The sequence below is a fragment of the Rhizobacter sp. OV335 genome (assembly GCF_900142965.1).
Lineage (GTDB): Bacteria > Pseudomonadota > Gammaproteobacteria > Burkholderiales > Burkholderiaceae_C > Rhizobacter.
Window position 1 is genome coordinate 174,172 of record NZ_FRCQ01000005.1, and the last position, 25,157, is coordinate 199,328.

The following is a 25,157-nucleotide window of genomic DNA, read 5'->3' on the forward strand; positions in this document are numbered from 1 at the left end:
TGTGGATCAGGGGGTGAGGTCTTGCGCCAGCAGCACGAGGCTGTGCGCGGCCAGTGGCCACGGAGTGTGCGCCACCGCGCCGGCCTCGGGGGCTGCCGGCGAGCTGGCCGCGGTGTCGAGCAGCACCCGCCAGCGGCCCGCCGGCAGCGCGAACGGCACGTCGGTGTCGCCGGCGTTCATCAGCATCAGCAAGGCCTCTCCAAACGGCCCCGGCGCGCCGATGGCCGCGCCCAGCACGCGCTGCGCCGGGTCGCGCCAATCCGCATCCGCGAGCGGCGTGCCGTCGGCCTGCAGCCAGCCGAGGTCGACGCGGCCCTGCGCATCGGCGAGGCCGCTGTACCAGCGGTCGAGCAGCGGCCGGTGCGTGCGGCGCAGCGCCAGCACCTGCGCGGTGAAGGCGACCAGCACATCGTCGGCGCGCGACCAGTCGATCCAGCTGGTCGCGTTGTCCTGGCAGTAGGCGTTGTTGTTGCCGCCCTGCGAATGCCCGAGCTCGTCGCCGGCGCACAGCATCGGCGTGCCCTGCGACAGCAGCAGCGTCGCCAGCAGCGCGCGTTGCAGCCGCCCGCGCAGCGCACCGATCACCGGGTCGTCGCTCGGCCCTTCGACGCCGGCGTTCCAGCTGTGGTTCTGGTCGTGCCCGTCGCGGTTGCCTTCGCCGTTCGCCTCGTTGTGCTTGCGGTCGTGGCTGACCAGGTCGGCCAGCGTGAAGCCGTCGTGCGCGACGATGAAGTTCACCGATTCGGCGGGCATCCGCCCGCGCGCCTGGAACACGTCGGACGACGCGCACAGCCGCTGCGCCAGCTCGCCGCGGCTGGTCTCGCCGCGCAGCCAGAAGCTGCGCACCGTGTCGCGGAAGCGGTCGTTCCACTCGGCCCAGCCGGGCGGGAACTGGCCGAGCTGGTAGCCGCCGATGCCGATGTCCCACGGCTCGGCGATCAGCTTCACGGTGGACAGCAGCGGGTCCTGCGCGATCGCGTGGAAGAACGCGGCACCGGTGTCGAAGCCGCCAGCCGTCGCGCCGCGGCCGAGCACCGGCGCGAGGTCGAAGCGGAAGCCGTCGATGTGCATCTCGCTGACCCAGTAGCGCAGCGAATCCATCATCAGCTGCAGCACCCGCGGGTGGCCGAGGTTCAGCGTGTTGCCGGTGCCGGTGTCGTTGACGTAGAGGGCAGGGTCGTCGGGCCGCAGCCGGTACCAGGCGGCGTTGTCGAGGCCGCGGAAGTGGATCGTCGGCCCCTGCTCGTCGGTCTCGGCGCTGTGGTTGTAGACCACGTCGAGGATCACCTCGAGGCCGGCTGCGTGCAGTCGCTTGACCATCGTGCGGAACTCGTCGCGCACCGCGGCCCCGGACGAACCTGCCACGGCGAACTCCGGGCTCGGGCAGAAGAACCCGACCGTGTTGTAGCCCCAGTAGTTGCGCAGGCCCATGCGCACCAGGCGTTCTTCGTCGAGCGCCTGGTGCACCGGCAGCAGGCTGACCGCGGTGACGCCGAGCCGCTGCAAGTGGGCGATGGCCGCGTCGCTCGCCAGGCCCGCATAGGTGCCGCGCTGCGTCTCGGGCACGCCGGGGTGCAGGCGGGTGAAGCCCTTGACGTGCAGCTCGTACAGGACGGTGTCGGCGAGCGGCGTGCACGGCGGTGTATCACCGCCCCAGTCGAAGCGGTCGTGCACGACGCGCGCCTTCAACGCCTGCGCGCCGTTGTCGCGCAGGTCCATCTCCAGCGGGCGCTGGCGGTCGCCGCCGAAGTGCGGGTCGTTCCAGTCGAAGCGGCCGACGATCTCGCGCGCATACGGGTCGAGCAGCAGCTTGTTCGGGTTGAAGCGCTGCCCGCGCTCCGGCTGCCACGGGCCGTGCGCGCGCAGGCCGTACACCAGCCCCGGCTGCGCGCCCGGCAGGTAGCCGTGCCACACCTGCTGCGTGCGCCCCGGCAGCGCGGTGCACGATTGCTGCTGCGTGCCGGCGTCGTCGAACAGGCACAGTGCTATGCCCTGCGCGTGGTCGGAGAACACCGCGAAGTTGATGCCCTGGCCGTCCCAGTGCGCGCCCAGCGGCCACGGGCGTCCCGGCTGCAGCGGCGTCAAGCCCCCCACTCCAGGAACACGGTGGCCAGCGGCGGCAGCGTCAGCATCACCGACTGCGCACGGCCCTGCCACGGCACGTCTTCGGAGCGCGCGGCACCGAGCGGCGTGCCGACGTTGCTGCCGCCGTAGTGCGCCGAATCGGTGTTGATGCGCTCGCGGTACTCGCCGGGCCGCGGCACGCCGACGCGAAAGCCTGAGCGCACCGTCGGCGTCAGGTTCGAGACGACCAGCACCGTCGCGCCGTCATGGCGGCCCTGCCGCACGAAGCTGATCACCGAATGCTCGGCATCCTGGTGGTCGATCCACTCGAAACCGGCCGGGACGAAATCCTGCTCGTACAGCGCCGGTGTGGCGCGGTAGAAGCGGTTCAGGTCGCGCACCAGCCGCTGCACGCCCTCGTGCAAACCATCAGACAGCAAATGCCAGTCGAGGCTCTGGTCATGGTCCCATTCGCGCTCCTGCGCGAACTCGCCGCCCATGAACAGCAGCTTCTTGCCCGGGTGCCCGAACATGAAGCCGTAGTAGGCCCGCAGGTTCGCGAACTTCTGCCAGCGGTCGCCCGGCATCTTCGCGATCAGCGAGCCCTTGCCGTGCACCACCTCGTCGTGCGAGAGCGGCAGCACGAAGTTCTCGTTGAAGGCATACACCAGCCCGAAGGTCATCTCGCCGTGGTGGTGCTTGCGGTGCACCGGGTCGCGCGCCATGTACTTCAGCGTGTCGTGCATCCAGCCCATGTTCCACTTGTAGTGAAAGCCCAGCCCGCCGGCGAAGGTGGGCCGCGACACCGCCGGGAACGCGGTCGATTCCTCGGCCAGCGTCACGGCCTGCGCCCGCTCGATCCCGACCACCTCGTTCATGCGCTTCAGGAACGCGATGGCCTCCAGGTTCTCGCGCCCGCCGTGCACGTTCGGGATCCACTCGCCGGGCTCGCGGCTGTAGTCGCGGTACAGCATCGACGCGACCGCATCGACGCGCAGCCCGTCGACGTCGTAGCGCTCCAGCCAGTACAGCGCATTGCCGACCAGGAAGTTGCGCACCTCGGTGCGGCCGAGGTTGTAGATCAGCGTGTTCCAGTCGTTGTGGAAGCCTTCGCGCGGGTCGGCGTATTCGTACAGGTGCGTGCCGTCGAACTGCGCCAAGCCATGCACGTCGCTCGGGAAATGCGCTGGCACCCAGTCGAGCAGCACGCCGAGGCCGGCCGAATGGCAGCGATCGACGAAGCGCCGGAAGCCGGGGCCGTCGCCGAAGCGCGCGGTGGGTGAATACAGCCCCACCGGCTGATAACCCCACGACCCGTCGAACGGGTGCTCGCTGACCGGCATCAGCTCCAGGTGGGTGAAGCCCATGTCCTGCGCATACGGCACCAGCGTGTCGGCGAGCTCGTCCCAGCTCAGCCAGCGGTCGCCTTCCTCGGGCTTGCGCCGCCATGAGCCGAGGTGCACCTCGTAGATGCTGACCGGCGCATCGAGCGCGTTCGACTGCTGTCGCTGCGCCGAGGCCGGCGCGAGCCGCGGCATGTGCGACACCACGCTCGCGGTGGCCGGCCGCAGCTCGGACTGCAGCGCGTACGGGTCGGCCTTCTGCGGCAGCACATGGCCGTCGGCGGTGCGGATCTCGTACTTGTAGCGCGCGCCCTCGGCGATGCCGGGCAGGAAGATCTCCCAGACGCCGCACTCGCGGCGCAGCCGCATCGGATGGATGCGGCCGTCCCAGTGGTTGAAGTCGCCGACCACGCTGACGCGCGACGCGTTCGGCGCCCACACCGCGAAGCTCGCACCGCTGGTGCCTTCCATCACGCGGATCTGCGCGCCCAGCGTTTCATACGGCCGCAGGTGCGTGCCCTCGGCCAGCAGCCACACGTCGAGCTCGCCGAGCACCGGCGGGAAGCGGTAGGGGTCGTCGACGGTGGCGCTGCTGCCGTCGGCCCAGGTGAACTGCAGCCGGTACGCGCCCGCGGTGCTGCCGAGCATGCCTTCGAAGACGCCGTCGGGGTGCAGCTGCGTCAGCACCGACAGCGGCTGCCCGTTGTCGGCGTCGACCGCCAGCGCCGCCCGCGCACCGGGCTGGAAGCAGCGCAGCCAGCGCTGCCCGCTCGCATCGGCATGGGCGCCCAGCACCGAGAACGGATCGCCGTGGCGGGCGTGGCGGATGTCCTCGATCTCGGCGGGGGTCAGCATGGGCGGCAGCAGGGGGTCATGCCACCGATCGTAGCGCCGTGCCGGCCTTCAGCTCGGGGTCGATGTTCCAGATGTCGCGCGCGTACTCGCGGATCGTGCGGTCGGACGAGAACACGCCCATGCCGGCCACGTTGGCGATCGCGCGCGCGATCCAGGCCTCGCGGTGGCCGAACAGCGTGTCGACGCGCTGCTGCGTCTGCACGTAGGCGTCGTAGTCGGCCAGCAGCAGGTAGTGGTCGCCGCCCCACAGCAGCGAATCGATCAGCGGGCGGTAGCGGTCGCGCTCGTCGGGCGAGAACAGGCCGCCGGAGATCGCGTCGAGCACCGCCTTCAGCGCCGGGTTGCCCTCGTAGTGGCGCATCGGGTGGTAGCCCGAGGCCTTCAGCGCCTGCACCTCGGGCGTCTTGAGCCCGAAGATGAAGATGTTGTCGTCGCCGACGCTCTGGCGGATCTCGATGTTCGCGCCGTCGTCGGTGCCGATCGTCAGCGCGCCGTTCAGCGCGAGCTTCATGTTGCCGGTGCCCGACGCTTCGGTGCCGGCGGTGGAAATCTGCTCCGACAGGTCGGCGCCCGGCATGATCACCTCGGCCACCGAGACGCCGTAGTTCGGGATGAACACCACGCGCAGCTTGCCGCCGACGCGCGGGTCGGCGTTGACCACCGTGCCCACGTCGTGGATCAGCCGGATGATCGACTTGGCCGTCTGGTACGACGAGGCCGCCTTGCCGGCGAAGATCACGGTGCGCGGCACCCAGTCGAGCGTCGGGTTGGCGATGATGGCCAGGTAGCGCGTCACGACGTGCAGCACGTTCAGCAGCTGGCGCTTGTACTCGTGGATGCGCTTGACCTGCACGTCGAACAGGCTGCCCGGGTCGACGTGGATGCCGGTGTGGCGCTGGATGTGCTCGGCCAGGCGCTTCTTGTTGTTGAGCTTGATCGCGGCGAACTTGCTGCGGAAGGCCTCGTTGCCGGCGTGTTCCTTCAGCAGCGCGAGCTGGTCGAGGTCGAGCCGCCAGCCGTGGCCGAGCGTCTGGTCGAGCAGGTGCGCGAGGCCGGGGTTGGCCTGCGCCAGCCAGCGCCGCGGCGTGACCCCGTTGGTCATGTTCGTGAAGCGGGTCGGGTACAGCGACGCGAAGTCCGAGAAGATGGTCTTGGTCAGCAGCTCGGAGTGCAGCGCCGACACGCCGTTCACCTTGTGGCTGCCGACGATCGACAGGTTGGCCATGCGCACGCGGCGCTCGCCCGATTCGTCGATCAGCGACAGGCGGCGCAGGAAGCCGTCGTCGCCGGGGCGCTGCTTCGCGGCCAGGTCGAGGAACTCCTGGTTGATGCGGAAGATGATCTCCAGGTGGCGCGGCAGCACCTGCTGCATCAGCGCCACCGCCCAGGTCTCGAGCGCCTCGGGCATCAGCGTGTGGTTGGTGTACGAGAAGGTCTTCTGCGTGATCGCCCAGGCGTCGGCCCAGGGCATCGTGTGGTCGTCGCACAGCACGCGCATCAGCTCGGCCACGCCGATCGCCGGGTGCGTGTCGTTCAGGTGGATCGCGACCTGGTCGGCCAGGTTGTGCAGGCTGTCGTGCTCGTCGAGGTGGCGCGAGACGATGTCCTGGATCGACGCGCTGGTGAAGAAATACTCCTGGCGCAGCCGCAGCTCGCGGCCGGCCGGCGTGCTGTCGTTCGGGTACAGCACCCACGAGATGTTCTCGTACTCGTTCTTGACGCTGGCCGCGCGGGCGTAGTCGCCGGTGTTGAAGGCGTTCAGGTCGATGTGGGCGGGCGCGGCCGCCTTCCAGAGGCGCAAGGTGCTGACCTTCTGCGTGCCGTGGCCGGGGATCACCATGTCGTAGGCCTTGGCCTCGACCGAGCCGGCCGGGCGCCACACCGCGTGGGCCTTGCCGTCGGCATGCATGTGCTGCTCGACATGGCCGCCGAAGCGCACCGGGTAGCTGATGCCGGGCCGCGGAAACTCCCACGGCGTGCCGTCGGCCAGCCACGGATCGGGGTGCTCGACCTGGCGGCCGTGCGCGATGCCCTGCGCGAACATGCCGTATTCGTAGCGGATGCCGTAGCCGAACGACGGCAGACCGAGCGTGGCCATCGAATCGAGGAAGCAGGCGGCCAGCCGGCCGAGGCCGCCGTTGCCCAGAGCAGCATCGGGCTCGTGGTCGGCCACGTCCTCGAGCGTCTGCGCATGCAGCGCGACCGCGGCGGCGGCCGGTTCGCGCAGGTCGAGCGCCGCGAGCGCGTTCGACAGCGTGCGGCCGATCAGGAACTCCATCGACAGGTAGCAGACGCGGCGGGCCTTCGCGGCGCGTTCGATGGCCTGGGTCTGGACCCAGCGTTCGGAGAGCTGCTGGCGCGCGACCTGGGCCACGCCGTGCATCAGGTCGACGGGGGTGGCGGCGGGCGGCGCGACGCCGACGGTCTTCAGCAGTTGCTCGTCGAGGCCGGCCTGCATCTGCTGGGTCGTGAAAGGAGAGGTCATCAGCGGGGTCCTTGGGTTTGGGCCAGACTTTGCTCGTTTGTCCCGGCGTGCGCAAGCGCGGGGGCAGTGCTTCAATGCGGTGCGGGCCGTGCACAATCGGTGCGCGCCGCGACCCCTCCTGGAGACATCATGCAACCCATCGATCTTGCGTTGAGCCTCGACCTGCCCAAGCGCGCCGTCGCGCTGGTGCTGGCCGGCGGCCGGGGCAGCCGGCTGAAGAACCTGACCGACCGCCGCGCCAAGCCGGCCGTCTACTTCGGCGGCAAGTTCCGCATCATCGATTTCGCGCTGTCGAACTGCCTGAACTCCGGCATCCGGCGCATCGGCGTGATCACGCAGTACAAGTCGCACAGCCTGCTGCGCCACCTGCAGCGCGGCTGGGCCTTCCTGAAGAGCGAGATGAACGAGTTCGTCGACCTGCTGCCGGCGCAGCAGCGCAACGACGACGAGAGCTGGTACCGCGGCACCGCCGACGCCGTCTACCAGAACCAGGACATCCTCGCGAGCTACGGCGCCGACTACGTGGTGGTGCTGGCCGGCGACCACATCTACAAGATGAACTACGCGCTGATGCTGGCCGACCACGTGGCCAAGGGGCGCGAGTGCACGGTGGGCTGCATCGCGGTGCCGCGCCACGAGGCGGTGGCCTTCGGCGTGATGGCGGTCGACCGCGACAACCACATCACCGAGTTCGTCGAGAAGCCGGCCGACCCGCCGCCGATGCCGGGCCGCCCCGACATGGCGCTCGCGAGCATGGGCATCTACATCTTCAACGCGCGCTACCTCTACAAGGAACTCGAGCGCGACATGAACGACGCCGATTCGAGCCACGACTTCGGCAAGGACATCATCCCGCGCGCGGTGCGCAACGGCCAGGCCTCGGCGCACCCGTTCGAGCTGAGCTGCGTCAGCACGCGGCATGGCGAGGCGCCGTACTGGCGCGACGTCGGCACCATCGACGCGTACTGGGATGCCAACATCGACCTGACCGCCACCGACCCGCTGCTGAACCTGTACGACAAGCGCTGGCCGATCTGGACGTACCAGGAGCAGCTGCCGCCGGCCAAGTTCGTGCACAACCAGGACGAGCGCCGCGGCATGGCGGTCGAGTCGCTGGTGTCGGGCGGCTGCATCGTCTCGGGCTCGGTCACGCGCACCGTGCTGTTCTCGAGCGTGCGGGTGCATTCGCACGCGGTCGTCGCCTGGTCGGTGCTGCTGCCGGGCGCGCAGATCGGCCGCGGCGCTCGGCTGACGAGGGTGGTGGTCGACCGCGCCTGCGTGATCCCCGACGGCATGGTGATCGGCGAGGATGCCGAACTCGATGCCGAGCGCTTCCACCGTTCCGAGAACGGCATCACCCTCGTCACGCGCGACATGCTCGCCAAACTCACCGCCTGATCACTGCATGAAAGTACTCCAGGTCGCCGCTGAAATCTTCCCGCTGGTCAAGACCGGCGGCCTGGCCGACGTGGCCGGCGCCTTGCCCCAGGCGCTCGCGCGCGCCGGCGCGGACGTGCGGCTGGTGCTGCCCGGGCTGCCGGCCATCGCCGACGCGGTGCTGCACCAGAAGACCGTCTGCGAGATCGGTGCGGCCTTCGGCGCGGCGCGCGTGCGGCTGACGCTCGGCACGATGCCGTACAGCCACCTGCCGGTCTACGTGGTCGATGCACCCTACCTGTACCGGCGCGGCGGCAGCCCCTACCAGGCGCCCGACGGAAACGAATGGCCCGACAACGCACAGCGCTTCGCGTTGCTCGGCTGGGTCGCGGCCCACATCGCCGCCGGCGAGTTCGACCCCGACTGGGTGCCCGAGGTGCTGCACACGCACGACTGGCATGCCGCGATGGCCTGCGCCTATGCGCACGCCCATGCGCCGACGCGCGCGGCGCGCGTCTTCACGGTGCACAACCTGGCCTACCAGGGGCTGTTCCCGGCGGGCGACTTCAACCTGCTCGGGCTGCCTTCGCGCTACATGGCGGCCTCGGGCGTCGAGTACCACAGCCAGCTGTCGTTCATGAAGGCGGGGCTGAAGTTCGCCGACCGCGTGACGACCGTCAGCCCGACCTACGCGCGCGAGATCGCGACCCATGAATACGGCTGCGGGCTCGACGGCGTCATCCGCGGCCGCGGCGGCGATGTCTGCGGCATCCTGAACGGCGTCGACCCGGAGGTCTGGAACCCGGCCACCGATGCCGGCATCGCCAAGCGCTACCAGGCCGATTCGCTGGTCGGCAAGGCGGTCTGCAAGCTCGCGCTGCAGAACGAGCTGGGGCTGGAGCGGCGCGCCGATTCGCCGTTGTTCGGCGTCGTCAGCCGGCTCACCTCGCAGAAGGGGCTCGACCTGGTGCTGGCGGCGCTGCCCGGCATCCTGCAGCGCGGCGGGCAGTTCGCGCTGCAGGGCAATGGCGACCGCGCGCTGGAGGCCGCCTTCGAAGGCGCCGCGCGCGCCCACCCGGCGCAGGTGGCGGTGCGCACGGTGTACGACGAGGCGCTCGCGCACCGCATCATCGCCGGCAGCGACGCGCTGCTGATGCCGTCGCGCTTCGAGCCCTGCGGGCTGACGCAGCTGTATGCGCTGCGCTACGGCACGTTGCCGGTGGTGCGGCGCGTCGGCGGGCTGGTCGACACGGTGGTCGACACGACCGACGAGACGATCCGCACCGACCGCGCGACCGGCTTCTCGTTCGAGCCGGCCAGCTCGATGGCGCTGGAGGTCACGGTCGACCGGCTGCTGCACGCCTACGGCCAGCCGGCGCTGTGGCAGCAGCTGATGCGCCGCGCGATGGCGCAGGAGTTCTCGTGGGACGTGGCTGCGGCCTCGTACATGCGCCTCTACGCGCAATGCCGGGCGAAGTAGGACCGCAGAGCAGGGCGGCAAAGCAGGGCCACCCCCCAAACGGGGGCGCCAATCTTGTCGATGGAATTTGCGATCGAATGCGTTCACAGTTCGCCCCTTCCGGTACGGGGCCGGCGTGGAGCAGAGCATGCATTTCCAGGAGCAGACAGTCGGTGATTTCAAGATCTATGCCGGCGCGATCGAGGTGGCGCACGGCGGCTACGTGGCCGCGGTGGTGGTGAAACAGGTGCACGGCAACGGTGCGCCCTGCGAGGTGTTCCGCGACGAGGCCATGTGCGACGGCCGCTGCTGGACCGACCCCGAATCGGCGCTGCACTACGCGATGACGGCCGGGCGCTCGGTGATCCGGGACCGCAGCCGGGTCGAAAGCGCCTGAACGTCGCATCCGTCGGCGCATAAGGATCTGCGCATTGCGTCGTTGCCGGCGCGTGGGGCGGCGCTTAGCGTCGCGGGCTCCGCCACCCCGAGAGCCTTCGATGCAGTCCCCCGATCTTCCCGATGCCGGTCCGGCCCATCCACGCCGCCGCTTCATCGCGGCCGCGCTGGCCGCGAGCCTCGTGCCGGCCGCCCGTGCGGCCGACGCCGAGACCCTGCGCATCGGGTTCCAGAAATCGTCCACGCTGATGATCTTCCTGAAGTCGCGCGGCACGCTGGAACAGGCGCTGGCGCCGCTGAAGGTGCACGTCACCTGGCACGAGTTCACCTCGGGGCTGCCGCTGCTGGAGGCGCTGAACATCGGTGCGATCGAGCTGAGCGCCGACGTGGCCGATGCGGTGCCGCCGTTCGCGCTGGCGGCCGGCGCGAAGCTCACCTACTGCGCGATCGAGACGCCGTCGCCGCAGGCCCAGGCGATCGTCGTGCCCCAGGATTCCCCGATCACCGACGTCGCGCAGCTGAAGGGCCGCAAGGTCGCCTTCGCGAAGGGCGCCGGCGCGCACTACCTGCTGCTGGAGGCGCTCGCGAAGGCCGGCTTGGCTATCGGCGACATCGAGTCGGCCTACCTGAGCCCGGCCGATGCCCGTGCCGCGTTCGAGAACGGCAGCGTGGCCGCCTGGGTGATCTGGGACCCGTTTCTCGCCGCGGTGCAGCGCCAGGCCGGTGCGCGCATCCTGCTCGACGGCGGCTCGCTGTCGAGCTACCGGCGCTTCTACCTCGCCGCGACGCCGTATGCGCAGCGGCGCCCGGACGTGCTCGGCGCCGTGTTCACCGCACTGCAGCGCGCCGGCGACTGGATCAAGAAGAACCCCGGCCCCGCCGCCGAATGGCATGCGCCGGTGATCGGCCTCGATGCCGCGACGGTGGCCGCGGCCAACCTGCGGCGCAGCTACCGGGTCCAGGCGGTCGATGCCGAAGCGCTGGGCGAGCAGCAGCGCATTGCCGACGCCTTCACGCAGGCGCGGGTGCTGCCGCGCCGGGTCGTGATTGCCGAGTCGCCGGTCTGGCGACCCAGCTGACGCAACAGCGGAGGGTGTGACGCCAGGCGTCGGCCTTGCAACACCCTGTGTGCGGATCGTGCCGGATAGCGGGCTCGCAGCGGGCCTGGGCCGGCCTGTGCCGCGTGGTCCCGTGCTTGCTTGCCTAGGGGCATGCCCTCTCATCGTCATTCCATCGGATCCCCGGCCGGGCTATTGAGCCTGTTCATGCTGGCCGCCTGCGGCAGCGGCGGCGACAGCAGCGAGGTCAGCCAGAACCCGCCGACCGGCAATGCGCCGAGCCCGGCGCCTGCGCCCAGTCCCGCACCGTCCCCTGCGCCTTCACCCGCTCCATCGCCGGCTCCATCGCCTGCGCCGGCACCTGCACCTGCACCCGCGCCCGCACCCGCACCCGCACCCGCACCCGCACCCGCACCCGCGAGTGCCACGGCCTTCGGCGCCATCGACACCAGCAACCGCGCCGAGGTGCTCGCGCGCTACCAGGACGGCTTCGTCGCGCTGCGCAAGACCACGTTCAGCTGGACCGGCAATGTGGCAGGCTGCGCGGCCGGCGACACGCCGCTCGCGTACAAGAACGCGGTCGTCAAGCTGGTCAACTACTACCGCGCGATGGCAGGCCTGCCGGGCGACGTGGCGCTGTCGCTGACCAAATCGGCGCAGGCCCAGAAGGCGGCGCTGATGTTCGACGCCAACGACCAGCTCAGCCACACGCCGCCCACCACGTGGACCTGCTACACCGCCGATGGCGCCACGGCCGCCGGCAAGTCCAACATCGCGTGGGGCACGAACCTCAACAGCGCCAGCGCCAACAGCTCGGGCATCGGCTCGATCCCGCTGTACGTGATGGACGGCGGCGTGGCGTCGCTCGGCCACCGGCGCTGGGTCTTCAGCTTGGTGCTTGGCGAGGTCGGCACCGGCGACACGCCGCAGGGCAACGCGTTGTGGGTGCTGGGCAACACGCATGCGGCACCGAGCGTGCCGAACGGCATGCCCTGGCCCCCGCGCGGCTACGTGCCATGGGACAGCAAGATCGCCGAGCCGGCGATGCGCTGGTCGTTCTCATACCCCGGCGCGGATTTCTCGGCCGCCACCGTGACGATGACCGACGACGCCGGTGCGGCCGTGCCGGTGACCGGCGTGGCCGAGCTCGACAAGAACTATGCCGAGAACACGATGGCCTGGTCGATCGGCGGCAGCGGGCAGCCGTGGTCGCGGGCGCCGGCCGACACCAGGCTCGGCGTGACGGTGTCGAATGTCAAGATCGGCGGCGTCGCGAAGAGCTTCAGCTACGACGTGACCTTCATCAAGCCCTGATCGCGGCCGCCAGCTTCGCGAACAGCGGGAGCACGGCCGCATCGTCGGCCTGCAGCAGGCGGTCGCCGACGTAGAGCTCGGTCGCGCTCCAGCCCGGCACCTCGGCGGCCCGCACGTGGCCGAAGAGCCAGCCGCGGTCTTGCGCGGCGAGCGCGTCGCGCGCATCGAGCACCGCCTCCGGTGGCGCATCGAAGAACAGGTGCAGCAGGTTGGTCTGCGGCACGCGCGGGTTCACGCGCAGGCCGGGGATCGCATTCAGGCCGGCTGCCAGCGAGACCGCGCGCTCGTACAGCGCCGGCATCAGCGCGAGGCGTTCATCGAAGCGCATCGCGGCCGACACCAGCATCGGGCTCAGGTGGTAAAGCGTTCCGCCCAGGCGCCGGCGCCACAGCCGGGCCTGCGCGATGAAGTCGTCGCTGCCGGCCAGCATCGCGCCCGAGACGGCGCCGATGCCCTTGTACAGCGACACGTAGACCGACTCGAAGCCGGCGGCGATCTCGGCCGGGCTGCGCTGGTAGAACGCCGCGCATTCCCACAGCCGGGCGCCGTCGAGATGCAGCGGCAGGGTGCGTGCGCGCGCGGCGGCGTGCAGTGCGAGCAGTTCGTCCCATGAGGGCAACTGGCCGCCGGCTTCGCGGATCGGCAGCTCGACGATCGCGCAGGCGAGCGGCTGGCGCACCGCGTCCAGGTCCGACGCGCGCATCGGCCGCAACCGGTCGCCGATCGGCACCGCGTGGCATTGCAGCAGCGCGCTGAAGGCCTCCTCCTCGTGCAGCGCGAGGTGCGAGGTCGGGTGCAGCCCGAAGCGCGGCAGCCGTGCCGCCTCGGTGTGGATGCGCAGCGCGGCGAGCTGCGCCATCACGCCGCTGGGCATGAAGACCGCGCTCGGCTTGCCGAGCAGCGCGGCGACCTTGCGTTCGAAGTCGGCGGCCAGCGCACCGTTGCCGTAGTGGTCGTGCTCGACGCCATGGGTCTCGCACCACGCGGCCATGCGAGCGAACTCCTCGGCCGGCGTCAGCGTGGCGAAGTCGGGGACGATCAGCGTGCATTGGCGGCGCAACTGCTGGCGTTGTTCGGGGGTCAGCGGGTTGGAGGGCATGAGCGAATTTCAGAAAAAGTGGGCCGATATCCCTAGAATCCAGAAAAACTGTGAACCGGACATAAAAAATGAGGCCCGTCGGGTATGAGCATCTGCGCCAGTCCCTGTCGCTGGTGGCGCTTCCGCCCACGAAGCCGGCGTGGCTGAAGCCGGTTACGCGCATCGAGCCGGGAGAAACCTTCCTGTCCGTCCCTCGCAGTGTTGCACCGGACACGACGCAGCCGCTGGCTCACGTGCTGTTCGCTCTGAAGCACGAAGGGGTGGACCTGCAGATTCTCGCGCAGGCCCTGCCGCGCGTGGATGCGGCAGCGCTGATGGCGCAACTCAGGCAATCGCCGAGCGGCGTCTACATCCGCCTGGCGTGTTGCCTGTGGGAGCGCTTCACCGGGCAAACGCTGTCCGACCTGCCGGCGATCGGCGGACCGACGGTGCCGGTGTTCGATCCGGCGCGGTACGTCACCGGCCCGGAGCGTCGCGATCCCCGCTGGCGGGTGTCCTTCAACGGCCTGGGTTCGCTGCGCTACTGCGCGACCGTCGAGCGCACGCCCTGGCTCGACAAGGCGATGGCCTCCGGCGTGCTCGACCGCACCCGCGAGTTCATCGATTCGCTCGGCGCCGGCATGACCGACCGTGCGCTGCGCTGGGCCTACCTGCACGAAACGGAAGACTCGTTCGCGATCGAACGCGAGGCGCCGAGCGAAGACAAGGCCCGGCGCTTCATCGCGCTGCTGCACCAGGCACATGACGGTCCCGCGTTGAGCGAAGACCACCTCGTCGAACTGCAGAACGCGGCGGTGAGCAGCCTGCACGTGAAGGCGGTGCAATTCCGCCGCGAGCAGAACTGGCTGCGCGGCCCGGCGCGCGGCGCCGCCGGCGTAACCTATGTGCCGCCGCCGCCCGATCTCGTGCCCGAGTTGATGAACGAACTGATGGCGTTCGCGAATGCCGCGCCCACCGTCATCGATCCGATCGTCGCCGCGGCGATCGTCTCGTTCGGCTTTGTGTTCATCCATCCCTTCATGGACGGCAATGGCCGGCTGTCGCGCTTCCTGTTCCACCAGGCGCTGTGTCGCTCCGGGCGGCTTCCGAAGGGAACGCTGCTGCCGGTGTCGGTGGCGATGAAGCGGCATGAAGACGACTACCTCGCGGTGCTGCAGCGCTATTCGCGGCCAGTGCGCGAGTTCTGGGGTGTGCGCTGGATCGACGAAGGGCAGTACGACCTGCAGTTCCGCGGCGACGATTCGCTCTACCGCTATTGGGACGCCACCGCCTGCGTCGAGTTCGGCTACCGGATGGCCGAGCAGGCGCTGGAGGTCGAACTGCGCCAGGAGACGGAATTTCTCGCGCGCTACGACGCCATCGTTCGAACCGTCGGCGAGCGCTTCGACCTGCGAGGCAGCGATCTCGCGACGCTGGTGCTGAGCGCGCTGGACAATGGGGGCAAGGTCTCGAACCATCGGCGCAAGCAGTTCCAGAACCGTGTGCCCGACGGCGTGTTCGATGCGGTGCAGGCTGCCGCCACCCGGTTCGCCGCGCCGGACTGAAAGCGTTTCCAGTTTCCCCGGCCTGTTACGTAACACGGCGCAATCGCCGCGACGCATCCGGACATCGATCGCCTGCTGGAACGGTGCGCCTTCGGTCGGCACAAGCGGGTTTCGGCTTGTTGCAATGACCCCGTTCGCGCTCGTGCGGTGCCCCTCCAGAATCCGCCTGCATTCACAGGGGGAGAGCACTTCATGACAGTTCACAGCACGGCCCGCACGGCGGGCCACATCTCGTTGCTGCCGCTGGCGATCGCCGCGGCGGCGCTCGTCGCGGCCTGCGGTAGCGGGGATGACGGCGCGTCGTCGTCCGCCAATGGCAACGCCGCCGCGCAAGGCGCCGGCCGCGAGGCCGCGGCGGGCATTTCCACCGCGACGCTGCCGGTCGGCCGCTACGTGATCGTCAATGCGCTCAGCGGCAAGTGCGTCGACGTGGCCGCGGCCAGCACCGCCGACGGCGGCAACATCCAGCAGGCCGGCTGCAACGCCAACATGGCGCAGGCCTTCGACGTCTCGCAGCCGTCGGCTGGCGTCTACAAGCTGATCAACGTCGGCAGCGGCAAGGCGGTCGATGTCGCGTCGGCCGGCACCGGCGACGGCGCGAACATGCAGCAGTGGGCCGACAACGGCACCAACGCGCAGCGCTTTCGCATCGAGCGCGTGCAGGGCAACCGCTACGTGCTGACCAACGTCAACAGCAGCAAGTGCGTCGACGTCGCGAGCGCGTCGCTCGATGACGGCGCCAACATCCAGCAATGGAGCTGCAACGGCAGCGGCGCGCAGCAGTACCACTTCTACCCGCTGACGGCGACCGGCCGCGGCACGCTGCCGGTCGGGCAGTACACGATCAGCTCGAACCACTCGCACCTGTGCGTCGACATCCAGGGCGGCAGCACCACCGCCGGCACGGCCGCGGTGCAGGCCACCTGCAGCAGCGCGCAGACGCAGAAGTTCGACGTGCTGCCGGAGCAGGGCGGCGCCTACCGTTTCTCGAACGCGCAGACGCACCAGTCGCTCGACATCGCCGGCGTCTCGACTGCCAGCGGCGCGCTGCTGACGCAGTGGACCGACACCGCCGGCGACAACCAGCGCTTCCTCGTCAACGCGACGCCCGACGGCTACCAGGTCGTCGCGCGCCACAGCGGCAAGTGCCTGGACGTGGCCGAATGGAGCACCGCCTCGGGCGGCAAGCTGCAGCAATGGGATTGCACCGGCACGCAGGCCAACCAGCGCTGGGCCTTCTCGGCCGGCAGCGGCGACACGACGACGCCGACCCAGCCGCCGACCCAGCCGCCCGCCGGCTGGCGCCTGGTGTGGCAGGACGAGTTCAACGGCAGCGCGATCGACGGCAACAAGTGGGGCTTCGAGGTGAACGGCGGTGGCGGCGGCAACAACGAGCTGCAGTACTACACCGCGCGGGCCGAGAACGCGTCGGTCGCCAACGGCGTGCTCAGCATCAAGGCGCTGAAGGAGCGCTTCTGCTCGACCGACGGCTGCCGCGACTACACCTCGGCACGGCTGCGCACGCTGAACAAGGGCGACTGGCTGTACGGCCGCATGGAAGCGCGCATCAAGCTGCCGGGCGGGCAGGGCCTGTGGCCGGCCTTCTGGATGCTGCCGTCCGATTCGGTCTATGGCGGTTGGGCGGCCAGCGGCGAGATCGACATCATGGAAGCGGTGAACGCCGGCGCGGCCGGTGGCAACACCGTCTACGGCACGCTGCATTACGGCGGCACCTGGCCGAACAACACCAACTCGGGCAAGCCCTTCGTGCCGGCGAGCAGCATCCTCAACGACTTCCACACCTACGCGGTGGAGTGGGAGCCGGGTGTCATCCGCCATTACGTCGACGGCACGCTGTACAACACGCAGACGCAGTGGTGGTCGAGTGGCGGCGCGTTCCCGGCACCGTTCGACAAGCGCTTCCACATCCTGCTGAACGTCGCGGTCGGTGGCAACTGGCCGGGTGCGCCGAACGGCGCCACGACCTTCCCGCAGCGCATGGACGTGGACTACGTGCGGGTGTACCAGCGCTGATGGCTGCAAAGTAGTGTAAACCTGAAAAATGGCACTTTGGTGCCATTTTTCTTGCCCGTTGAATGGCAATGAAGTAGTCTATTGACTGTAAATAGCACTTCATTGCCATGAACACCATAAAGGAAGTCGCCGGCGTGCTGCGCTCGTCGCTGGCGCTTGCCGGCTTGACGCAGGCCGAACTGCGGGCCCAGGCCGGCGTGTCGCAGCGCACCTTGACCAACGTGCTCAGCGGCACCGAGGACTTCAAGCTCAGCACTTTGCTGGCCCTGGCCGACCGGCTGGGCCTGGAGCTGCTGCTGGTGCCCAAGGGCGCGGCGGCCGCGGTCGATGCCGGGCAGACGGCGCCGCCGCAGGTCCGGTCGCGCGTGGTGGCGGCGCTGGAGGCGGTGCGCCCGCGCGACGGCGATGAACGTTGAGGCGCTGGCGATCCTGGGCGAACGGCGCCGCATCGGCGTGCTGTTCCGCTACGAACTCGCGGCCGACACGGTCGTGACGCGCTTCGTGGCCGACGAGGCCTTCGTGCAGTCGATGCCGCAGCCGACGGTGTCGGCTGCTTGGCTGGCCGAATCGCCGCTGCAGCAGCAGGCCTTGTGGCGCGACGTGCGCTCGGTGGCCTTCAACGGCCGCCACTCCGCCCGCAACGGCTGGTTGCTGCCGGCCTTCTTCCAGAACCTGCTGCCCGAGGGCGTGTTCCGCGACCGCGTGGCCGAGTTGCGCGGCTGCGATCCCCGTGATCACTTCGAGATGCTGGCGGCATGCGGCCGCGACCTGCCGGGCAACCTGTATGCACTGCCGGTGGCGCTGTCGCGCGACGAGCTGGCCCGCTACGTGACGCAGCACCAGGACGCGCTGGAGATGTCGGTCACCGCCGAACCGCTGGAAGACGGGGTGTCGCTGTCGGGCGTGCAGCCGAAGGTGGGCGCGATCCGCGACGGCGAGCGCTACGTCGCCCGCACGCGCGACCATGACACCCACATCATCGCGAAGCTGCCGGTGGTGGCGCAACCGCGGCTGCCGGAGGTGGAGGACCTGTCACTGCGCCTGGCCGCTGCGGCGGGTGTCGAGGTGTGCGAGGCCTGGCTGGAGCCCTTGGCCAAGCTGTCCATCCTGCATGGCTACGACCTGGGCGACAGCGACGCGCAGACGCGCTTCCTGGCCGTGCGCCGTTTCGACCGCAGCCCGGCGGGCCGCATCCACAACGAGGATTTCGCGCAGGTGCTGGGCGTGATGCCGGAGGACAAGTACGGCGGTGTGGCGGGTGATGCGGCGCGCAGCTATGTCGATGTCGCGGCCGTGCTGATGGGCTTCGACAGTCTGGGCGAGGCGGCGGTGCACGAGCTGCTGCGCCGGCTGGTCGTCAACGAGATGCTGGGCAACCCCGACATGCACCTGAAGAACATGGGCCTGGTCTATCCGGGTGGCGTGGCGCCGCGTTTCGCGCCGGCCTACGACGTGGTGGCCTATGCCGCCTACAGCCGCCACCAGGGACATGCGCTGGCATTGCTGCCGGCGGCGCTGGCGCCGCCGGGCGGACGGCTGCGCCAGCAACAGCTGTCGCCGGCCGTGGTGCGGGCCTTCTGCGCGGCGTTGCGCATCCCGGAGAAGCCGGCGGCTGCGGCGATCCGCGAGGCGGTGCGCGCGGCAGTCGGGCAGTGGCGCGGCCTGATCGAGGCGTCGGCGCTGACGACCTTGCAGAAGTCGCGCCTGCTCGCGCATTTCGACGCGCACCCGATGGTGCAGTCGATCGCGAGGCGCGTGGCGAACAGGCCCTAGACCAGCCGCTCGATCTTCGACTTGCGCCACACCAGCCGGTAGAACGCCGACTGCAGCACCAGCATCGAGACGAACGCGATCGGGTACGACCACCAGACGCCTTCGAGGCCGATGCGTTGCGACAGCCCGTAGGCGGCCGGTACCTCGATCGCGACGATGCAGAAGATCGAGATCGACATCGGTACGAGCACCGTGCCCGACGCTCGCATCACGCCGCTGACGACCGACGCGCAGCCGAACACGACGCTGCTCCACAGCATGATGTGCAGCAGGGTCTGCGCGAGTTCGATGACCGGCTGGCTGGTGATGAACAGCGCGATCAGGTGGCGCGAGAACAGGTAGCCAATGACGACCAGCGTGCCGGTGATCACGAGGTTCAGCACGATGCCGGTGCGGGTGATCGGCCCGAGCAGGTCGGTGCGGCCGGCGCCGATGGCCTGGGCGCCGAGGATGGACGCGGTGATCGCGATCGACAGCGCCGGAAACTGCACGTAGTTGACGACCTGGTTGACGGCGCCGTAGGCCGCGGTGGCGTCCGATCCGAAGCCGTTGACGAGCGCGAGCAGCGCGATCTCGGCCAGCGAGATGACGACCATCTGGATGCCGGTGGGCATGCCGATCTTCAGCACCAGCCTGAGCAGCTGCGGCTGAATGCGCAGCGAGCGCAGCAGCTCGCGGTCGGGCGACAGCGGGTGATTGGCGCGCCGCAGGTGGACGCCGAGGTAGAGCAGGGCGGCGATGAACGACACGATGGAGGCCGCCGCCGCGCTGGTGACGCCGAGCTGCGGCAGGCCGCCCCAGCCGCGGATGAAGGCCGGCGTCATCACGCACGAGACGATGGTGGACAGCAGCAGCGCGTAGAGCGGCGTGACGGTGTCGCCGACGCCGCGCAGCAGCTGCGTGATCAGGATGAACACCATCAGCCCGGGCATTGCGAGCATCATCAGCCGCGCATAGCCGACCGCATCGTCGACCACGTCGGCAGGCGTGCCGAGGGCATGCAGCAGGTGTTCGGTGAACACGCCACCGAACAGCGCGATGACGACGCCGACACCGAAGCCGAGCGTGATGGCCGTGCCGGCGATCGCCTTGACCTTGTGCGTCTCCTTCGCGCCCCAGGCCTGGCCGATCAGCACCGAGCCGCCGGCGCCGATGCCGATCACCAGCGTGATGAAGAAGAACACGATCGGAAAGACGGCGGCCGTGGCAGCCAAGGCACGCGTGCCGAGCATCTGGCCGACGAACACCGCGTTGAAGGTGCCCGACAGGCCCTGCAGCACGTTGCCGACGATCATCGGGCCGAGGAAGGCGAGGAAGATGCGCCACAGGGGGCGCGTGTCCGTGGCGATCGATGGGCGGTTCATGGGATCGGCATGATGCCAGTGTTCGCGGGTCAGGCCGGCAAGCTCAACGCCGCCACCAGCCCGCCATCCGGATGATTGCGCAGCCGCACATCCCCGCCGTGCTCACGCGCAATGCGGCGCGCGATCGACAACCCGAGGCCGGACCCGTCGGCATGCAGGGCGCGCCCGTGCTCCAGCCGCACATAGGGCTCGAAGATCTCCTCGAGCGAATCCTCCGGCAGCCCCGGCCCGTGGTCACGCACCAGCACCGAGCACTTGCCGTCGCCCAGCTCGGCACCGACCTCGATCTCGCGGCCGTAGCGCAGGCCGTTGTCGATCAGGTTGCCCAGCGCGCGCTTCAGCGCCAGCGGCCGGCCCGTCACCGCGATCGGCGGCAGCGAGACCGTGATCTTCGCGCCCGAGGCCAGCGCCGCCGAGGTCAGCCGCTCCACCAGCCTATCCAGCCGCACCTCGGCCAGGTTCTCGTGCACGTCGCTGTCCTTCACGCTCTGCAACGCGCCCTTGACCATCATGTCGAGCTCATCCAGATCTTCATGGAAATCGGCCCGCACCGCATCGTCGTCCAGCAGCTCGGTGCGCAGCTTCAGCCGCATGATCGGCGTCTTCAGGTCGTGCGAGATGCTGCCGAACAGCCGCTCCCGGTCCTCGACGAAACGCTGGATGCGCGCCTGCATCTCGTTGAAGGCGCGCGCCGTGCGCTGCAGCTCCACCGTGCCGGTCTCGGGCACCTGGTTCGGGTGCATCGCGTTGCCGAACTCGCTCGCCGCCTGCGCCAGCCGCGACAACGGCCGCGTCAGGCTGCGCGCCACCAGCAGCACCAGCAACAGCACCGTCACCAGCGTCGCGCCCTGCAGCAGCAGCCGGTCGCTGCTCAGCGGGTTCGCGTTGTCGAGGAAGTAGGGGTCGGGCAAGGTCGTCGCCAGCAACAGCCAGCCGCCCGCCTCGATCTCGGCCTGGATCACCAGCAGCGGCGCCGGCCGCGGGCGCAGCAGTAGCGAGGCCTCGACCCAGCTCTCCGGCAGCTCGCGCAGCGTGCGGCCGTCATCGGCCACCACCAGCGTGTCGGGCCACGCGAAGGCGGCCTCGAACGACGTGGTGTCGCCCACCTGCGCCAGCAGCCGCTCGCGCACGCCGCGCACCACCGTCTCCGACAGCCGCGACGGCGCGAACGCACCGGTCGGCACGCGCGCATGGTTCACGTTGACGAAGAAGCGCGTGCCGCCCATCGTGCGCAACTGCTCGATCAGCAGCGGCCGGTATTGCGGCGGCAAATCGCGAAAGAAGCGGATCGCGCCGGCCGCGCTCTGCGCGGTCTGCTGCGCCGCATCGCGCGCATCGCGCAACGCGTTCGCGCGCAGCTGCCAGGCCCAGATCGCGGTGCCCAGCAACTGGCTCAGCAGCACGCCGGCCACCATCATCAGCATGATCCGCCCGCGCAGGGTGCGCGGCAACAAGCGCTGCGACCAGGCGCGCCAGTCAATCATGCGACGCCAGCACCTCGACCGAGAACACGTAGCCGCTGCTGCGCACCGTCTTGATCAGCGCCGGCTGCTTGCCGTCGTCGCCCAGCCGCTGCCGCAGCCGGCTCACCTGCACGTCGAGCGAGCGGTCGGCCGGACCGAGGTCGCGGCCGCGCGTCTGCTCCATCAAGCGCGCCCGCTCCATCACCTCGCCGGCATGCTCGGCCAGCAAGCGCAGCAGGTCGAAATCCATCGCGGTCAGCGCCAGCGGCTGGCCGTCCGGGCCGGTCACCGTGCGCTCCAGCCGGTCGAGCCGGAATCCGGCGAAGCGCAGGTAGCGCGCCGTCGCGCCGCCTTCGGTCTGCCCGGCGCGCCGGTGGATCGCCTTGATGCGCGCCAGCAGCTCGCGCGGGTTGTAGGGCTTGCCGATGTAGTCGTCGGCGCCGAGCTCCAACCCGACGATGCGCTCGGTGTCGTCCGCGCTCGCGGTCAGCATGATGATCGGCAGCGTCGGCGCCCGCTGCCGCACCATCTGGCACAGCGCGAAGCCGTCGGTGTCGGGCAGCATCACGTCGAGGATCACCAGGCTCAAGTCGTCGCGGTAGCGTTCGAAGCCGCTGCGGAAGCTCGCGCCGTCGGCCGCCAGCTGCACCACGTACTGGTGCTTCTCCAGGTACAGCTTCAGCAACTGCCGGGTCTTCTGGTCGTCGTCGACGGCGAGGATGGTGCGCTTGCGGGCGAGGGTCATGGCGACAGGTTCATGGCATGAGACTCACGGAGAGCTGGTCGACCGGGCCGCGCTGCGGATCAGCGCCACCAGGCGCTCCTGCGCCCGCCCGGGCGTGAGGGCAGGGTCCTTCAGGTAGCGGTGCAGCGCATCGGCCAGCGCATCCTTGGTGGCCTCGTCGGCCGCCATGCGGTGCGCGATGCTCGGCAGCTGCGGGCTGTCGGCGCGCTTCAGCGTCTGCCACGAATCGCGCGCGCACTCGTCGAGTTGAGTGGGGTCGATGTCGTCGCGCACCGGCACCGAACCCTTGGCCTGGTTGTAGGCGAGCTGCGCCGCCGGCGACACCACCACCTCGGCCATGCGCTCCTGCTCGGCCTCGCGCTTCTTGGTGCCGACCAGCATCGCCAGCGTGTCGATGCTGTACAGGTGCATGCCGGCCGTGCCGGGCACCGGCGCGCAGCCGTAGTCGCGGCCGGCCTGCGCGCCCCAGGCCGTCAGCTCGCCCCCCGTCCAGTCGCCCATGATCAGCATGCCGGCGTCGCCGGTGAAGAGCTGGCGCGCCGACGCGGTCCAGCGTTGCTCGATGGCCGTCTCGCCGTTCAGCCGCCGCAGCCAGCGCAGCCGCTCCAGCGCCTTCGCGACACGCGGATCCTGCCAGGCCTGCCAGCGCTGCGTGGCGGCCAACTCGGCATACAGCGCCGGTCCGCCTTCGGACAGCAGCAGCGTCTCGAACACGGTGGCGATCTGCCACGGCTCGTCGCTCCAGGCGAATGGCGCGATGCCGGCACCGCGCAAGGTCGCGGCCGCCTGCTCGACGTCGCCCCAGGTCTTCGGGGCATTCAGCTTCAGCCGCAACCACACCCGCTGGTTGTAGAACAGCGTGTTGATGCGGTGCACGCCGAGCGGCGCCGCGACGATGCGGCCGCGGTGCGCGATCACGCGCTGCACCACCGGGAACAGCGACTGGCTCCAGCGGTTGCGCTGCGCCACCTCGTCGAGCGGCAGCACGAGGCCCAGGTCCGACCAGTCGGCCAGCGTGCGGCCGATCACCTGCGCGGCGTCGGGCGGGTCGCGCGCCAGCACGCGGCTGTTCAGCACCTTCATCGCGCCGCCACCGCCGCCGCCGGGGATCGCGGCGTCGTTCCAGCCGATGCCGCGCTTCTCCAACTGCTGCACCAGCTGCTCGACCGCGCGGCGCTCGCCGGCCGAGGTCCACCAGTGCAGCACGTCGAGCGTCTGCGCCGATGCGGCGACCGCCATGCCGGCCAGCAGCAGACTCAGGGCAAACCCGCGCCACGCGCCTTTCGAATCCCTGCGAATTGCAATGTTGTGTAAGGCGCGGGCCGCGGCACGGTCCTTCGCGGCACCTGCGCGGGCGCGCAGGGCAGCGTAAGGAACGGTGAGTAGGGCCGGTCGCCTCATGGTCGGAAATCCCTGGAATGACAAGCACTTGGCGTCGTGCAGCGGTGCCGGGCGCGGACCCTCGCGCGGGCCTCGTGTCACACGGCGGCCGATGGTACCTTGCGCCCCGCCCACTCACCGAAGGAGACCGCCCATGAACCACCCCGTTCGCACCGCACTGGCTTGCGCCGCACTTGCCCTGACCGCGAGCGCACAAGCCGGCTCGCTCGTCATCGAAAGCTGGCGCACCGACGACAAGGCGCTGTGGGACGAGGTGCTGCTGCCGGCCTTCACGAAGGCCCACCCCGGCATCAAGGTGAAGTTCTCGCCGACCGCGCCGCCGGAATACAACTCGGTGCTGAGCGCGCGCCTGTCCGCAGGCAGTGCCGGCGACCTGATCACCTGCCGCCCGTTCGACGTGGCGCTCGACCTGTACAAGAAGGGCCGCCTGGCCAAGCTCGATGGCGAGCCCGGCCTCGCGAACTTCCCCGATTCGGCCAAGGTCGCGTGGCAGACCGATGATGGCAAGGACACCTACTGCATGCCGATGGCCTCGGTGATCCACGGCTTCTTCTACAACAAGAAGATCTTCTCGGACGCCGGCGTCACGCCGCCCGCGACCGAGGCCGAGTTCTTCGCGGTGCTCGACAAGATCAAGGCACAAGGCAAGGTCGCGCCGATCGCGCTCGGCACCGCCGACCAGTGGGAGACCAGCCAGATCGTCTTCACCGGGATCGGCCCGAACTACTGGAAGGGTGAAGAAGGCCGCCGCGCGCTGATCGCCGGCAAGAAGAAGTTCACCGACCCCGAGTTCGTCGACGTGTGGGCCACGATGGCCAAGTGGGCGGCCTACCTGCCCAAGGGCTACCAGGCCGAGACCTACGGCGATTCGCAGAACCTGTTCGCCTCGGGCAAGGCCGCGATCTACCCGACCGGCTCGTGGGACATCGCGTACTTCGAGAAGGAGCCGGGCTTCGAGTTCGGCGCCTTCCCGCCGCCGGCGCGCAAGGCCGGCGACGCCTGCTACATCTCGGACCACACCGACATCGGCATGGGCATCAACAAGGCCGGCAAGAACCCGGCGGACGCCAAGGTGTTCCTGACCTGGCTCGCGTCGAAGGAGTTCGCCGAGCTGTACACCAACAAGGCGACCGGCTTCTTCTCGCTGGCCAGGCACGCGGTCGACGTGAAGGACCCGGTGGCGCGGCAGATGATCGGCTGGCGCGCGCAGTGCAAGTCGACCATCCGGCTGAACGCCCAGGTGATGAGCCGCGGCGAGCCGAGCATGGAGAACGAGCTGTGGACGGTGAACTCGCAGGTCATCAACGGAAAGCTCGCGCCGAAGGATGCCGCGCAGCGCATCCAATCCGGCTTCGCCAAGTGGTACGCCCCGCAGAAGTGATT

At 69.7% G+C, this 25,157-nt stretch carries 18 protein-coding genes; 10 read left to right on the plus strand and 8 right to left on the minus strand.

The genetic code is table 11. The annotated features are described in order from the left end of the window. Nucleotides 1-6 precede the first annotated feature (6 nt). Genes glgX through BUE42_RS07550 form a run of 3 tightly spaced genes read right to left on the minus strand, consistent with a single transcriptional unit; the run spans nt 7 to nt 6,747 of the window. The gene (glgX, locus tag BUE42_RS07540; protein WP_143171358.1) at nt 7-2,094 is read right to left on the minus strand and encodes a glycogen debranching protein GlgX; all 2,088 of its coding nucleotides are present in this window, start codon (nt 2,092-2,094) and stop codon (nt 7-9) included. Then, nucleotides 2,082-4,262 carry a 1,4-alpha-glucan branching protein GlgB gene (gene glgB, locus BUE42_RS07545; protein ID WP_073463985.1) on the minus strand — a complete coding sequence of 727 codons (2,181 nt, stop codon included), beginning with the start codon at nt 4,260-4,262 and terminating at the stop codon, nt 2,082-2,084. Before glgB ends, glgX begins: the two co-directional genes overlap by 13 nt. Nucleotides 4,263-4,278: 16 nt before the next feature. Further along, complete coding sequence (locus BUE42_RS07550; protein ID WP_073463986.1) at nt 4,279-6,747, minus strand: glycogen/starch/alpha-glucan phosphorylase; 2,469 nt, start codon at nt 6,745-6,747, stop codon at nt 4,279-4,281. Between the two features lie 129 nt (nt 6,748-6,876). Here BUE42_RS07550 and glgC point away from each other — a divergent pair, with 129 nt between their 5' ends. From glgC to BUE42_RS32015, 5 genes are all read left to right on the plus strand, one after another. Then, nucleotides 6,877-8,145 carry a glucose-1-phosphate adenylyltransferase gene (gene glgC, locus BUE42_RS07555; RefSeq protein WP_073463987.1) on the plus strand — a complete coding sequence of 423 codons (1,269 nt, stop codon included), beginning with the start codon at nt 6,877-6,879 and terminating at the stop codon, nt 8,143-8,145. Between the two features lie 7 nt (nt 8,146-8,152). Continuing rightward, nucleotides 8,153-9,604: a glycogen synthase GlgA gene (glgA, locus tag BUE42_RS07560; RefSeq protein WP_073463988.1), complete on the plus strand. Its 1,452-nt coding sequence runs from the start codon at nt 8,153-8,155 to the stop codon at nt 9,602-9,604. Between the two features lie 127 nt (nt 9,605-9,731). Beyond that, nucleotides 9,732-9,980 carry a hypothetical protein gene (locus BUE42_RS07565; RefSeq protein ID WP_073464118.1) on the plus strand — a complete coding sequence of 83 codons (249 nt, stop codon included), beginning with the start codon at nt 9,732-9,734 and terminating at the stop codon, nt 9,978-9,980. 100 nt (nt 9,981-10,080) lie between these two features. Continuing rightward, nucleotides 10,081-11,058, plus strand: a complete 978-nt coding sequence (locus tag BUE42_RS07570) for an aliphatic sulfonate ABC transporter substrate-binding protein (RefSeq protein ID WP_073463989.1) — start codon at nt 10,081-10,083, stop codon at nt 11,056-11,058. A 186-nt stretch (nt 11,059-11,244) separates the two neighbouring features. Then, complete coding sequence (locus BUE42_RS32015) at nt 11,245-12,351, plus strand: CAP domain-containing protein (protein WP_143171359.1); 1,107 nt, start codon at nt 11,245-11,247, stop codon at nt 12,349-12,351. Here BUE42_RS32015 and BUE42_RS07585 read toward each other — a convergent pair. Next, complete coding sequence (locus tag BUE42_RS07585) at nt 12,341-13,450, minus strand: threonine aldolase family protein (RefSeq protein ID WP_073463992.1); 1,110 nt, start codon at nt 13,448-13,450, stop codon at nt 12,341-12,343. The genes BUE42_RS32015 and BUE42_RS07585 overlap by 11 nt on opposite strands. A 260-nt stretch (nt 13,451-13,710) precedes the next feature. Here BUE42_RS07585 and BUE42_RS07590 point away from each other — a divergent pair, with 260 nt between their 5' ends. The 4 genes from BUE42_RS07590 to BUE42_RS07605 all read left to right on the plus strand — a co-directional run bounded on the left by BUE42_RS07590 (nt 13,711) and on the right by BUE42_RS07605 (nt 18,801). Continuing rightward, nucleotides 13,711-14,994, plus strand: coding sequence for a Fic family protein (locus BUE42_RS07590; protein WP_235002177.1), 1,284 nt, complete (start codon nt 13,711-13,713; stop codon nt 14,992-14,994). 192 nt (nt 14,995-15,186) lie between these two features. Further along, complete coding sequence (locus tag BUE42_RS07595; protein WP_083613950.1) at nt 15,187-17,028, plus strand: RICIN domain-containing protein; 1,842 nt, start codon at nt 15,187-15,189, stop codon at nt 17,026-17,028. Between the two features lie 107 nt (nt 17,029-17,135). Then, nucleotides 17,136-17,444, plus strand: a complete 309-nt coding sequence (locus BUE42_RS07600) for a helix-turn-helix transcriptional regulator (RefSeq protein WP_073463995.1) — start codon at nt 17,136-17,138, stop codon at nt 17,442-17,444. Continuing rightward, nucleotides 17,434-18,801: a type II toxin-antitoxin system HipA family toxin gene (locus BUE42_RS07605; RefSeq protein ID WP_073463996.1), complete on the plus strand. Its 1,368-nt coding sequence runs from the start codon at nt 17,434-17,436 to the stop codon at nt 18,799-18,801. The genes BUE42_RS07600 and BUE42_RS07605 overlap by 11 nt, the downstream gene beginning before the upstream one ends. Here BUE42_RS07605 and BUE42_RS07610 read toward each other — a convergent pair. The 4 genes from BUE42_RS07610 to BUE42_RS07625 are packed head-to-tail and all read right to left on the minus strand — an operon-like array spanning nt 18,798 to nt 23,612. After that, nucleotides 18,798-20,165 carry an MATE family efflux transporter gene (locus BUE42_RS07610; protein WP_073463997.1) on the minus strand — a complete coding sequence of 456 codons (1,368 nt, stop codon included), beginning with the start codon at nt 20,163-20,165 and terminating at the stop codon, nt 18,798-18,800. The genes BUE42_RS07605 and BUE42_RS07610 overlap by 4 nt on opposite strands. 29 nt (nt 20,166-20,194) lie before the next feature. Next, complete coding sequence (locus tag BUE42_RS07615; protein ID WP_073463998.1) at nt 20,195-21,649, minus strand: ATP-binding protein; 1,455 nt, start codon at nt 21,647-21,649, stop codon at nt 20,195-20,197. Beyond that, nucleotides 21,642-22,373 (minus strand): response regulator, encoded by a 732-nt coding sequence (locus BUE42_RS07620; RefSeq protein ID WP_073463999.1) that lies wholly within the window; start codon nt 22,371-22,373, stop codon nt 21,642-21,644. Before BUE42_RS07620 ends, BUE42_RS07615 begins: the two co-directional genes overlap by 8 nt. Before the next feature lie 24 nt (nt 22,374-22,397). After that, nucleotides 22,398-23,612, minus strand: a complete 1,215-nt coding sequence (locus BUE42_RS07625; RefSeq protein ID WP_073464000.1) for an ABC transporter substrate-binding protein — start codon at nt 23,610-23,612, stop codon at nt 22,398-22,400. Between the two features lie 295 nt (nt 23,613-23,907). Here BUE42_RS07625 and BUE42_RS07630 point away from each other — a divergent pair, with 295 nt between their 5' ends. After that, nucleotides 23,908-25,155 (plus strand): ABC transporter substrate-binding protein, encoded by a 1,248-nt coding sequence (locus tag BUE42_RS07630; protein WP_073464001.1) that lies wholly within the window; start codon nt 23,908-23,910, stop codon nt 25,153-25,155. The last annotated feature ends 2 nt before the right edge of the window (nt 25,156-25,157 follow it).